Source organism: Aeromonas sp. R6-1 (assembly GCF_040908165.1).
Taxonomy (GTDB): domain Bacteria; phylum Pseudomonadota; class Gammaproteobacteria; order Enterobacterales; family Aeromonadaceae; genus Aeromonas; species Aeromonas caviae.
This window is the reverse complement of sequence record NZ_JBFODF010000042.1, coordinates 81851-94273: the sequence shown is the minus strand read 5'-3', so window position 1 is coordinate 94273 and position 12423 is coordinate 81851. Positions and strand designations below refer to the sequence as shown.

The 12423-nt window shown below is 63.4% G+C and carries 13 protein-coding genes; 4 read left to right on the top strand and 9 right to left on the bottom strand.

Going from position 1 to position 12423, the window contains the following annotated elements:
- Window positions 1–8 precede the first annotated feature (8 nt).
- Window positions 9–1160 carry an L-threonine dehydrogenase gene (yiaY, locus tag AB5Y68_RS12815; protein WP_039039884.1) on the bottom strand — a complete coding sequence of 384 codons (1152 nt, stop codon included), beginning with the start codon at window positions 1158–1160 and terminating at the stop codon, window positions 9–11.
- Window positions 1161–1552: 392 nt separating this feature from the next.
- On the opposite strand from yiaY, the gene udp reads away from it, so the two are divergent.
- Complete coding sequence (udp, locus tag AB5Y68_RS12810) at window positions 1553–2308, top strand: uridine phosphorylase (protein ID WP_010674037.1); 756 nt, start codon at window positions 1553–1555, stop codon at window positions 2306–2308.
- A gap of 107 nt (window positions 2309–2415) precedes the next feature.
- On the opposite strand, the gene AB5Y68_RS12805 is transcribed toward udp, so the two are convergent.
- The gene (locus tag AB5Y68_RS12805) at window positions 2416–3180 is read right to left on the bottom strand and encodes an RluA family pseudouridine synthase (protein ID WP_039039883.1); all 765 of its coding nucleotides are present in this window, start codon (window positions 3178–3180) and stop codon (window positions 2416–2418) included.
- A gap of 161 nt (window positions 3181–3341) precedes the next feature.
- Here AB5Y68_RS12805 and rihA point away from each other — a divergent pair, with 161 nt between their 5' ends.
- Entirely contained in the window at window positions 3342–4277 is a 936-nt protein-coding gene (gene rihA / locus AB5Y68_RS12800) for a pyrimidine-specific ribonucleoside hydrolase RihA (protein ID WP_039039882.1), read from the top strand.
- Window positions 4278–4306: 29 nt separating this feature from the next.
- Window positions 4307–4783 carry a hypothetical protein gene (locus tag AB5Y68_RS12795; protein WP_029314217.1) on the top strand — a complete coding sequence of 159 codons (477 nt, stop codon included), beginning with the start codon at window positions 4307–4309 and terminating at the stop codon, window positions 4781–4783.
- Between the two features lie 97 nt (window positions 4784–4880).
- Here the strand turns inward: AB5Y68_RS12795 and AB5Y68_RS12790 are convergent, their stop codons facing one another.
- From AB5Y68_RS12790 to AB5Y68_RS12780, 3 genes are all read right to left on the bottom strand, one after another.
- Window positions 4881–5177, bottom strand: a complete 297-nt coding sequence (locus tag AB5Y68_RS12790) for a helix-turn-helix domain-containing protein (protein WP_039039881.1) — start codon at window positions 5175–5177, stop codon at window positions 4881–4883.
- Complete coding sequence (locus tag AB5Y68_RS12785; RefSeq protein ID WP_039039880.1) at window positions 5174–5704, bottom strand: DUF1523 family protein; 531 nt, start codon at window positions 5702–5704, stop codon at window positions 5174–5176. Before AB5Y68_RS12785 ends, AB5Y68_RS12790 begins: the two co-directional genes overlap by 4 nt.
- Window positions 5705–5882: 178 nt before the next feature.
- Window positions 5883–7505, bottom strand: a complete 1623-nt coding sequence (locus AB5Y68_RS12780) for a methyl-accepting chemotaxis protein (RefSeq protein ID WP_039039879.1) — start codon at window positions 7503–7505, stop codon at window positions 5883–5885.
- Between the two features lie 164 nt (window positions 7506–7669).
- On the opposite strand from AB5Y68_RS12780, the gene AB5Y68_RS12775 reads away from it, so the two are divergent.
- Window positions 7670–8302, top strand: coding sequence for a LysE family translocator (locus AB5Y68_RS12775; protein WP_039039878.1), 633 nt, complete (start codon window positions 7670–7672; stop codon window positions 8300–8302).
- A 126-nt stretch (window positions 8303–8428) separates the two neighbouring features.
- Here the strand turns inward: AB5Y68_RS12775 and AB5Y68_RS12770 are convergent, their stop codons facing one another.
- From AB5Y68_RS12770 to AB5Y68_RS12755, 4 genes are all read right to left on the bottom strand, one after another.
- Window positions 8429–9532: a beta-N-acetylglucosaminidase domain-containing protein gene (locus AB5Y68_RS12770; protein ID WP_039039877.1), complete on the bottom strand. Its 1104-nt coding sequence runs from the start codon at window positions 9530–9532 to the stop codon at window positions 8429–8431.
- A gap of 45 nt (window positions 9533–9577) precedes the next feature.
- Entirely contained in the window at window positions 9578–11305 is a 1728-nt protein-coding gene (locus AB5Y68_RS12765; RefSeq protein WP_039039876.1) for a potassium/proton antiporter, read from the bottom strand.
- 268 nt (window positions 11306–11573) lie between these two features.
- Window positions 11574–11720 (bottom strand): hypothetical protein, encoded by a 147-nt coding sequence (locus AB5Y68_RS12760; RefSeq protein ID WP_080769975.1) that lies wholly within the window; start codon window positions 11718–11720, stop codon window positions 11574–11576.
- Complete coding sequence (locus AB5Y68_RS12755; RefSeq protein ID WP_039039936.1) at window positions 11720–12406, bottom strand: M15 family metallopeptidase; 687 nt, start codon at window positions 12404–12406, stop codon at window positions 11720–11722. The genes AB5Y68_RS12760 and AB5Y68_RS12755 overlap by 1 nt, the downstream gene beginning before the upstream one ends.
- Window positions 12407–12423 lie beyond the last annotated feature (17 nt).

Genomic DNA, 12423 nt, shown 5'->3' with positions numbered 1-12423 from the left:
TTGCCCCCTTACATGGCGGCGCGGAAGATGGCGACGATCTCCGCGTGAGTCGCCTGCCTGGGGTTGGTGAGACCACAGGCATCATTGAGCGCATTGGTGGCCAGCACGTCTAGGTCGTCGGCCCTGACCCCGAGCTGCTCCAGACCGGTGGGGATCTTGACGTCGCGAGCCAGTTGCCGGATGGCATCAATGGCTGCCGCCGCACCCTGCTCATCGCTCATGGCGCTCACATCCACCCCCATATGACGGGCCACATCCTTGAGCCGACCGGCGCACACCCGGGCGTTGTAGGCCTGGACATGGGGCAGCAGCACCGCATTGCACACCCCGTGGGGCAGGTCGTAGAAGCCGCCGAGCTGGTGAGCCATGGCGTGCACATAGCCCAGGCTTGCGTTGTTGAAGGCCATGCCGGCCAGGAACTGGGCATAGGCCATCTGCTCGCGGGCATGGAGATCCTCCCCCTGATGCACGGCGGTGCGAAGGTGTTCGGCAATCAGTGCGATGGCCATCACGGCGCTGGCATCGGTGACCGGGGTGGCGGCGGTGGAGACATAGGCTTCGATGGCGTGGGTCAGGGCATCCATGCCGGTGGCGGCGGTGAGGCCGGCGGGCTTGGCCAGCATCAGTTCCGGGTCGTTGACCGACATCAGCGGCGTGACGTGCTTGTCGATGATGGCCATTTTCACCTGACGGGATTCGTCGGTAATGATGCAAAAACGGGTCATCTCGGAGGCGGTACCGGCCGTGGTATTGATGGCGATGAGCGGCAACTGCGGCTTGGCGGAGCGATCCACCCCCTCGTAATCCTTGATGCTGCCCCCATTGGCGGCCACCAGGGCGATGCCCTTGGCGCAGTCGTGGGGTGAGCCGCCGCCGAGCGAAATGACGCAGTCACAGCCGTGGGCCCGGATCATCGCAAGACCCGCCTCGACATTGGCCACGGTAGGATTGGGTCTGGTCTCATCGAACACCACTGCGTCGATGCCGTGCTCGGCCAGGAGGGCGGCAAGCCGGCCCACCACGCCAATCTGGCCCAGGATCTTGTCGGTGACGATGAGCGCCTTGCGATAGCCATGTCCCTGGATATCCGCTGCCGCTTCCTGCAGGCAGCCCGCCCCCATCAGGTTGATTGCGGGAATGTAGAACTTGAATGTCGCCATGATGGACTCCGTATGATTAGCCATTAAGTGGTATGCGGGCGCCAACATAACAGCGTCGGAGGGGATGAGAAGGGGTCAATGGTATCTCGTTTGCAACTTTGTGGACTCGATCGCGCTCTTTAAATGGACGGTCGCTCAAGGCTTGACAAGGGATGGGAGTGCAAAAGGAACGTAAAAACGTTTTTCAAGAAATTCATCATCTTAGCAAACGTTTCGCGCCATTTTTGTCAGCTTTGAAGCGCAGAAGTGTGAGGCGCATCAAGGAATTGGAAAGCGCTTTCGACCATAGTTGGCGCCTCCCCGGATGAGGGGACACCGGCTTGAAAGTACCGTAAAGAATCACCTTAACTGCACTCGGCTGCCATGCGGCGGGGCGCAACCAGGAGTCCACTATGTCTGATGTATTTCACTTGGGTTTGAAAAAAGCGGATCTGCAAGGCGCCACCCTGGCGATCGTCCCCGGTGACCCCGAGCGCGTGAAGCGCATCGCAGAGCTGTTGGACAACCCGGTGCACCTGGCCAGCCATCGTGAATTCACCACCTGGCGCGGCGAGATGGACGGCAAGGCCGTGATCATCTGCTCCACCGGTATTGGTGGCCCGTCCACCTCCATCGCGGTGGAAGAGCTGGCCCAGCTGGGCATCCGTACCTTCCTGCGCATCGGCACCACCGGCGCCATCCAGCCGCACCTGAACGTGGGCGACGTGATCGTCACCACCGGCTCCGTGCGCCTCGACGGTGCCAGCCTGCACTTCGCGCCGATGGAGTTCCCGGCAGTGGCCGACTTCGACTGCACCACCGCCCTGGTGAACACCGCCAAGGAGCTGGGCTCGAAGCTGCATGTGGGCGTCACTGCTTCTTCTGACACCTTCTACCCGGGTCAGGAGCGTTACGACACCGTATCCGGCCGCGTGGTACAACGTTTCCAGGGTTCCATGAAAGAGTGGCAAGCCATGGGCGTGCTGAACTACGAGATGGAGTCCGCCACTCTGCTGACCATGTGTACCAGCCAGGGCCTGCGTGCGGGCATGGTGGCCGGTGTCATCGTGAACCGTACCCAGCAGGAAATCCCGAACGCCGAAACCATGGCGAAAACCGAATCTGATGCCATCAAGATCGTGCTGGGCGCCGCCCGCAAGCTGATCTGATAGCACCACACCGAGTGGGGGGTGGGGGCCGTTGCGAAAGCGCGGCCCCTATCTTTATCCGCCGTTTGCCTCTTTTGCCTTCCTGGCTCTGCTTTCCCCCTTCTTCGTTACCCCTGTTGCCCCGTCATGGCCGCCAGTGCCTGCGCAAAGGGCGCTTCACAGCGGATCTGTACCGCTTCGCCGCTCACCGGGTGCACAAAACCGAGTTCACTGGCGTGCAGCATCAGTCTGGGGGCCCGTTCGCAGCCGGGCGGGAGCAGGCCGCCATAGAGATCGCATCCCAGGATGGGGTGGCCCAGCCACTGGCTGTGGATGCGCAGCTGGTGGGTGCGCCCGGTCTCCGGTACCAGCCTGACCCGGGTCAATGGCACCGGCTGGCCTGCCCCCTCCAGGGTGAGCCGCTCCATCACCCGATAGCGTGAGCGGGCGGGTTTGCCGCTGGCGGCGCAGATGCTCATCAGCGGGAACAGCGCCGGATCCTTGGCGATGGATGCGTCGATGACGCCCTCATCCGCCGCCAGATGGCCGCAGAGCAGTGCCTCGTAAGCCTTGCTCACGGTGCGCTGGCTGAACTGGTGGCAGAGCAGGGCGTTGATGCTCTTGTTTCTGGCCACCACCATGACGCCCGAGGTGCCAAAATCGAGGCGGTGCACCAGGGTGCAGCCGGGGTAATCCTGTACCAGCCGGTAATGGACCGAATCGAGGTTCTGCGGGTTCTTGCCCGAGAGGCTCAGCAGGCCGCTCGGCTTGTTGATGAGCAGCAGATGCGCATCCTCAAACAGGATCTCGATGGTGGCGGCGCAGGGCGGGGCAACAAAGGTGTCGATGATGGCGGACATGGGGCAACCGGACGATGAAGGGGGAGGGATCATACCCGAACGATGGCGGCGCGGCGAATCTGGGTGTCCGCTCCCAAGGCCTGTCGCCAAGTACTTGATCTCGTTGGTTGAGGCGTTTTGTGACTCCCTCCTGAGTTCATCTGGCCATCTCTTGCTAAGGTATGGCTCCCTGTCATGTTGTAAGGAGTCTGTCCATGGCGTTGCCCGTTATTCTCGATTGCGATCCTGGCCACGATGATGCCATCGCCCTCATTCTGGCGCTGGCGAGCCCCGAGCTGAAGGTGCTGGCGGTCACCACCAGCGCGGGCAACCAGACCCCGGACAAGACCCTCAACAATGCCCTGCGCATCCTGACCCTGCTCGGCCGCGACGACATCCCGGTGGCGGCGGGGGCTGCCAAGCCCCTGGCCCGTGAGCTCATCATCGCCGACAACGTCCACGGCGAATCGGGGCTGGACGGCCCAGAGCTGCCGGATCCCGCCTTTGCTCCCCGGGCGATGAGCGCCCTTGAACTGATGGCAAGGTGTCTGCGCGAGAGCCCGGAGCCGGTCACCCTGGTGCCGACCGGGCCGCTCACCAACATTGCCCTCTTGCTGGCGACCCACCCCGAGCTCAAGCAGAAGATCGCCCGCATTGTGCTGATGGGGGGCGCCGCCGGTGCGGGCAACTGGACCCCCGCGGCGGAATTCAATATTTATGTGGATCCCGAAGCGGCCGATATGGTCTTCAAGTCGGGGCTGCCCATCACCATGTGCGGGCTGGACGTGACCCACGAGGCCCAGGTGATGGACGAGGATATCGAGCGGGTACGCGCCATTCCCAACCCGGTGGCGCAGTGCGTGGCACAGCTGCTCGACTTTTTCATGATCTATCATCGGGATCCCAAGTGGGGATTTGCTGGCGCGCCGCTCCATGACCCCTGTACCATCGCCTGGCTGCTGGCGCCCTCCCTGTTTCACGGGGTGGAGTGCCGGGTCGATATCGAAACCGGCGGAACCCATACCCTGGGCATGACGGTGGTGGATCGCTACGACCTGACCGGCAAACCGGCCAATGCCCTGGTGCTGCTGGGGCTCGACAGGGTCGGTTTCATCGAGTTGCTGGTGCAGCGACTGCGCTCATTTGGTTGACATCCTGGACATCGGATAAGGGGTTGGGAATGTGGAAAGGGACGTTGGCGCTGCTGACATGCATGCAACTGACGGGTTGCGCGACCCCGTTCGAGAAGATGTGGCAGGGGCTGGCGACCTGCGAGCTGGACACCCTTCATCTCGACATCGAGACCGGGCGCCCGGCCAATCCGCAGCTCGCCATGTATACCCCTGACAAGGTGAGCGAGGGCTTTGCCTGGTACAAGGTCCATCAGGAGCTGCACGGCCTGCCCATCGTCGGTTTCCTGGTGCCGGCCTCCACCTTCGAGGTACATGCCCTCTTCGTGGATACCCCCATCGCCAATGCCCGCAGGCTGACCCACAACGCCTATGGCAGCGAATTTTCCGACGAGAGGCTGCATGACGAGGGGATGGCCCCCCTGTTGCTGCGCGACCCCAACAATCCCAAGCGCTCCATCATCGACTGCACCCGGGGTGAGTCGGCGGAGCCGCTGCCGGAAGAGTCTTTCGGCGAAGGGGAGTGAGCCCGGGGGAGGGCCACGGGATATCAGGCCAGACAATAAAGGGGCCAGCCACAAGGCTGGCCCCTTCTCTATGGGAGGCAGAGCAGGGCCCGGGGTGTCAGGGATACCCCAGGGTCTGCCTGATAACGGGAAGCTGCGCGGCAATCCAGGCCGGATTGATGGGCCCCCAGTCACTGATGCGGTAGTGCCCCTGCAGATGGCGAGCCCCCTCGGTCTGCTCGAAGGCGCACTGGATGTCGAGCTCCGCCAGGGCGCTGAGGGTGTCCTGGGCGGTGCGGCGCGGCATGCCGGTCGCCTCCATGATGGCGGGCACGGTGTCCGTGCCCTGACTGATGAGGTGAGCCACGTAGAGCCGACGATAGAAGCTGGTGCGGGTCTTGCTCGGCTCGCTCATATCTCGTCCTCGAGGCGATCGAAGTAGCGCCAGGTGGCGATGGCCGCCTTGCCCATCACCAGGGCCCAGACACCGAACCAGAACCAGCGGAAGAAGCTCCAGGTGGAGGCATCGGGCTCGGTGCTCGCGATCTTGGTGACGTTGGGGAACATGGAGAACATGTTCACGCGCCAGCCGTAGGAGGTGATGATGGCCAGGCGTTTTTCGAACTCCATGGACTTGGCCTTGGCCTGGACGTCGGCGGCGTTGAACTTGAAGTAGAAGGGCCAGCCCCATTCGGTGTCTTCATTGCGAAACACCCGGATCTTCTCGCCGGGGCGCTCGGTGTAGATGTAATAGACGTCGGTGGTGGGGCCGTCAGCCGGGTTCTTCTGGCTGATGGGGCCATCCTTGTCGGTGCGCTTCACCTCCACCCCGGTGATGGTGGCGATGGTGTGTTCCGGCAGATAGAAATCGAGCCAGAGTGCGGAGAGCAGGGCGATGAGGCCGAGCGTGATAAAAGCGGGTTTCTTGAACTTCAGGCTCATGATGATCTCTCGATGAGGGGGAGTGACGTGCCTCTACCATACCCACATTTGCGAATGCAGCCCAGCCCCCAATGACACCTTGATGGCAAAAACCCGTTTTAAACAGGAGGCGTGAAGGGGGAGGGGCAAGTGCGGGGCCTGCGCCGGGCCCCGCGGTATCGAAGAGACCCTCTCGGGATCAGAGCTGGAACTGGGCGAGCTGCCTGCGCTGCTGCTCGGCGAGCTGTGACAGTTCGTGACTGGCGGCGGCACTCTGGCTGATGCCGGCGGCGTTCTGGTTCACGATCTCGTGGATGTTGGTGAGGTTGCGGCTGATGTCGGCGGTGACGCAGGATTGTTGTTCTGCCGCGGTCGCCACCTGGGCGTTGGCACCGTTGATCTGGTTGACCGCGTCCGTGATGCCCCCCAGCAAGGCCTGTACCTCGGCGGAGAGCTGCCGGTTGTGGCCGAGGATCTCCAGGGTCTGCTGCACGCCGCTGTTGGCGGAGAGGGACTGGCTCTGCAACTGCTCGATGATGGCCTGGATCTCCTTGGTTGAGTCCTGGGTACGGGCGGCCAGCAGGCGCACTTCGTCGGCCACCACCGCAAAGCCGCGGCCGCTTTCACCGGCGCGGGCCGCCTCGATGGCGGCGTTGAGGGCCAGCAGGTTGGTCTGCTCCGAAATGCTCTGAATGACTTCGATCACCTTGCCGATCTGCTCGGACTGGGACTTGAGCCTGGCCACCACAGTCGCTGCGTTCTCCAGACTGCCCGCCATGCGGCCGTTGGCCTCAATGCTTTCGGCAAACAGGGCCAGCCCCTGTTCGACCCGACTGTTGGCATCCCGGGCCAGCTCGTCGGCCAGGGCGGCGTTGTGGTTGACGTTGTCGGCGGTGCTGGCCAGCTCGGTGACGGCGGAGGCCACCTGTTCGGTCTCACCGCGCTGCTGCTGGGCGTTGACCTCTGCCTGGGTCATCACAGCGGCAAGCTCGGTGGCGGCGGAGGCCACATTGCCACTGATGCCGGTCAGGGTCTGGATGGTGTTGGCAAGCTGGCTCAGGGTCCGGTTGATATCCCTGGCGAGCTGGCCCAGCTCGTTGTTGCCTTCGGCATTGGCACGCACGTTGAAGCGGCCGAGGGCGACGGCGTGCATCACCTCCTGCAACTGGCCGATGGGCTGCACGATGCGCCCGGAGATCCACCAGCCACCCAGCAGGGCCGCGATCAGGGTGCCCCCCATCAGCAGCAGGGTGCGCAGCAGGGTCGCGCGGTAGTGGGCCTGCTCCTCGGCAATCTCAGTCTGGGTCAGCTGATTGATGTGGACGGACATGGCATCGATCTGCTTGATGAGCGTCTCCCCCAGATCGCGAAAGTGCAGGCGGGCCTGCTCATAGGCGGCGGGATCGCCACTGCCTTGGTACTTGGCGGTCAGCAGGGGCAGCATGCTGCTGCGGGTATGGCCGAGGTAGGCCTGCAGGGCGGCCGCGACCTGACGGTTGTCCTGCTCGGCTCCGGTGACAACCAGTCTGGTCAGGATGGCGCCAATCTCCAGTTCGGCGGCGGAGAGCTGGGCCGGCAACTGGGCGAAGAGGGCCTCATCGTAGAGGCCGTAGATGGCGTTGGTGCGCAACCGGTAGGTGGCGTGGATCAGGGCCGCGATGTCGTCCTTGTGGCGGGTGACGCTGGCGGTGGTTTCATTCATGTCCTGAATGGCACCGTCGATTTCCTGTTTGCTGATCACGGCCATCAGCAGCATCAACAGGCTGGCGAGCAGGAGAGGGATAAGCACTTGAAGACGAATGGACAGATTATTCAATGACATGAAAGATCCTAACCCGAAAGAGGAGTGAGGCGGCATCTTACACAGGCGCGACAATCCTTGTCACAGGGTTTTTAATGCTGAATTCTTGCTGAATGAAAAGGTTTTTCTTGTGTTAAAAGAGTGTGATAGGCAAGATCGTCTGCTTGTTACCCTGGAGGTGTAGTGTGTCCGACTGGATTGATCCCGCCATCTTGGCGCTCTTTATTCCCACGTTCTTTTTTGTCTCAGTAACCCCCGGTATGTGCATGACCCTGGCGATGACCCTGGGCATGAGTCTGGGGGTGCGCCGTACCCTGCACATGATGTGGGGGGAGCTTGTCGGCGTCGGCCTGGTCTCCGTGTTGTCGGTAGTCGGGGTGGCGGCAGTCATGCTCAACTACCCGGCCCTGTTCTCTGCATTCAAATATGTAGGTGGCGCCTACCTGGTCTGGCTTGGCATCCAGATGTGGCAGGCCAAGGGCAAGATGGCCATCCCGGCGGATCTCTCGGCGGGTCAGCAGACCAGCCCCATGGGACTGGCCGTGCAGGGTTTCGTGACCGCCATCGCCAACCCCAAGGGGTGGGCCTTCATGGTCTCCCTGCTGCCCCCCTTCATCAATGCGGCCAAGCCGATGGCACCCCAGATTGGGGCCCTGGTCGCGCTCATCCTGGTCATCGAGTTCTCCTGCCTGATGCTCTATGCCAGCGGTGGCCGCACCTTGCGCCATTTCCTCGCCAAGAGCGGCAATGTCACTCTGATGAACCGGATAGCGGGCTCTCTCATGCTGTTTGTCGGGGTCTGGCTGGCATTCGGCTAAACACCCGCTCAATCTGCCGCCCTATGTGACGCCATGGGGCACCTGAAGAGAGATCATGCAAAAAGGCCACCTCCCTGCCCGGGAGGTGGCCTTTTACATGGGCCCGTTTTTCATGGACTCATGGGGTCAGTCGGTCAGGCAGTCCGGATCGAACACGTATTCCCCGGCCAGCCAGCGCAGGATCTCGTTCACGCAGGCCTGATCCTGGAACGGCAGGTAGCGGCTCTTGAGGTGGATGACCTGCTCGGGGGTGAGCTGGGCCAGACCGATGTCCTGGAAGAGCGGCAGGTCGGCCTGGATCATGGCGGAGATCTGCGGCCCGCAGGTGGCGTTGAGAGAGGCGTGCAGCGCCTTGTCAGGATCGTACTGCTTGCCGAGCTTGTAGCTCATGGGCAGGGTGGCGAGCGGCAGGGCCGAGAGGGCCGCCTGCTTCATGGGATTGACCGCATGGCCGCTCACGAGATCCGCCAGCTCTGCCGGACGGTTTTCGAAGGCGCGCAGGTGCAGGAAGCTGCTCGCCTTGCTGCCGTCATTGACCGGATAGTTGTCCCACAGGAAGGGCTTGCGATGGAGCCAGTCGGCGGCCTGTTTGAGGTGGGCAGCCGGATACTCGGTGGAGCAGACTTTGGGGCCGGTCCAGAAGACATTGATGCGCTTGTCGAGCCCCTGACCCAGATCCTGCAGATAGTGGGGGGGCATGGCACCGAACACCTTCTCCAGCACCGGATCCGTGCTGTAGTAGCTGGGGCAGAACAGCAGGCGGCCTGCGTCGGTGTGGGCCGCGATGTCGTGGGCGATGGTGAGCTGCCAGTGGGCGAGATCCGGGGTGTCCCCCTTCATGTCGTCAAACAGGATCGCCAGGATATCGGGCTTGAGCGCCTCCTCGATGAGCCTCACCTTCTCCAGCAGGGCGGGTCGCTGGCGGGCATAGTCGTGATGGGCCCCCATGGGGCTCAGGCCCACCCCGAAGGCCAGACCGTTCTCCCGGCACTGGCGGGCGAGCTGGCACAGGGCTTCAAGCTGGTCGGCGGGCCAGGGTGTGCCCCAGTGCTTGCGCAGGTAGCCGTCTTCCTTGGGGGCGTAGAGGTAGAAGCCATAGCCGTGGCGGGGCAGCCACTGGGCGTAGCGGGCACGGGCTTCCCAGCTCCAGCCCTTGCCAAAGAAACCCTCGATGAGGCCCAGCTTGGGCGAGGGAGGATACAGACCGGACAACAGGGTTTGATAAGGCATGGTTCACTCCCTTCTCACACAAATGCGGGCTACGATGGCCGGCGCCTAGACGGGGTCTTCTTCCAGGAAGCGCACCCCTATCTTGCGGGGTTCACCCTCTTCCATTTCCGCCACCGTCCAGAGCAGTCCCTGCCAGGCGACATGGTCACCGACCACCAGATTATCGCCCAACTGGTGGGCAATAAAATCGCCGAGGCTCTGATCCGCCACCTCGCTCACATCCAGCCCGTAGAGCGGGGCGAGATCCACCAGCCTGGCGTTGGCCTCCAGCAGGAAGTCACCGAAGAAGCGCGGGCCCAGATCCTGCTCCGGCGCCTGGCTGAAGAGCTGACCGAGGGCGGGCAGGTCGTGCTCGTGGCCGATGACGCAGAGGATGTCATCGGATTGCAGGCAGGTACTGCCCGAGGGGTGGAGCAGCTCCTGGCCGCGGAACAGGGCGCAGATGCGGGTGCCCTGGGGCATGCGCAGCTCCCGCAAGGGGGAGCCGATGCACCACTTCTCGGCGCTCAGGCGATAGACGAAGGTCTCCCACTGGCTGTCGAGATCGATCTCCAGCCCAGAGCGGTTGATGGGAGAGGGCGGTGCGGGCACCTCCACTCGCGCCAGCTTTGATGCCAGCGGCAGCGAGCTGCCCTGCAGGATGAGCGAAACCAGCACCACGAAGAAGGCGACATTGAAGTAGAGCTGGGCATTGGGCAGCCCCGCCATCATGGGGAAGACCGCCAGGATGATGGGCACGGCGCCGCGCAGCCCCACCCAGGAGATGAACCAGCGCTCGCGCGGCGCGAAGTTCTTGAACGGCAGCAGGCCAATCCAGACCGACACCGGACGGGCAAACAGGATCATCCACATGGCCAGAGCCAGCGCCGGCAGGGCGATGGGCAGCAACTTGTGGGGAGAGGCGAGCAGCCCCAGCACCAGGAACATGCCGATCTGGCTGAGCCAGGTCAGGCCGTCCAGCACGGAGAGGGTGGTACTGCGGCTGCGCAGGGAGAGGTTGCCAAGCAGCAGGCCGGTGAGGTAGATGGCGAGGATGCCGCTGCCCCCCACCGCCGTGGTGAGGGCGAAGATGAGCAGGCCGCCGCTCACGGTGAGCAGGGGATAGAGACCGGGGGCGAGCTTGGCACTGTTGATGAGTTTCCACAGCAGCCAGCCCCCCGCAAGGCCGATGCCAGCGCCCAGACCAAACTGCTTGACGAGTTGCAGCAGCAGGAAGCCGGCATCCAGCCCCTGCTGGGCGGTGGCCAGCACCTCGATCAGGGTGACGGTGAGGAAGACCGCCATGGGATCGTTGCTGCCCGATTCAATCTCCAGGGTGGCGCTGACCCGCTCGTTGAGGCTGCGCCCGCCGAGCAGGGAGAAGACCGCCGCCGCATCGGTGGAGCCGACGATGGCACCGATGAGCATCCCCTGCATCAGGTTGAGGTCGAACAGCCAGGCGGCGGCGAGGCCCGTGAGGCCGGTGGTGATGGCCACCCCGATCGTGGCCAGCGAGAGCGCGGGCCAGAGCGCGACCCGAAAGGAGGAGACCCGGGTGCGCATGCCGCCGTCCAGCAGAATGATGGCCAGTGCCAGGTTGCCCACCAGGTAGGCGACCGAGTAGTCGGCGAAGTGGATGCCGCCGGGACCATCCTCACCCGCCAGCATGCCGACGGCGAGGAAGATGACCAGGATGGGGATGCCGACTCTGGAGGAGAGCGCGCTCAACAGGACACTGGCGCCCACCAACAGGGCACCGATGAAGAAGAAACTGTTGACGGTGGTGGCATCCAATGGCGAACTCCTTATGGCGGGCTGCAAAACAGGCACATTATATGCAGATTGACCCCCTTTGTGTGGCTTAATTGTGCATTGTTTTGCAGTTTTTTACGTTTGTTGCGCAGTTTTCAATCAGGGCGAGGGCGAAGTGACCGCGCGGGAAAGCGAAGGGAAAGGGGGCAATGGATGGGGCTTTCAGGGCCGGCTCAGGGGGCGGCAGAGGGCGGAAAAATGCCGTGGACGGGAAGGGGGCAGGAGCGCCGACGGGCTCCTGCGAGGAGGGTCAGTCGTCCTCGTCGTCCTTGACCTCCCGGATCTTCTCCTTGTACTTGGGCAGCTGTTTCTCGAGCTGCTTCATGTCCTTGATGGCGTTGAGAAACAGGCCGAGCAGAAACAGCAGCGGCAAGCCTATCCATAACCACAAGCTCATCAGAATCTCCTTTCGTGGTGTGCCGGGGTGACATAGCGGGCCAGGATCTCGTCGAGATGGGCCAGGATGCACTCCTTGCCTTCAATATCCGCCCGTTCCAGACAAAGCGCCAGTGCCGCCGGATCCAGGGCCAGCCCGTCGGATTCGGGCGCGAAGCTCAGGTGCCAGGGCTCGTAGGCCACCCCCTGATCCGGTTGCTCCCCTTTTGCATAGGGCAGGAAGAAGCCGAAGTCGTTCATGTGATCGTCCAGCCATTCGCGCAAATCGGCAAACCAGCCGCCCGCCTCGTATTCCCAGGGTTCCAGCGCGAGCCGGGTGCCGGCGGGCAGGCAGTCCGGATCGTAGATGTCGAGATCCGTGCCCCAGTGATGGCGGCTGGTGCCGGGCAGGGCGCTCCAGTGCAGGATGGCGTGCAGTCGTTCGGTCTCGCCCAGTTGCAGGGCATCGAGGGGCTGGTTGTTCGCATCCAGCAGAGGGCGCTCCCCGCGCCATTTGCCGTTCCAGATGGCGAGCTGGCGCTCGAAGCCGCGCCAGCTGGAGGCCGCCTGCAGGTTGAAACCGGCATGGGCGGCAGCCACCTGCATGTCGTTGAAGGCCGCCGCGGTGGCGGCGGTCAGACGATGGGGGCCGCGCCCCACCAGGATGAGGTGGCTCTCATCCAGCCCAAGCAGTTGATCCTGATTCATGGTCTGGTCTCTCTTGT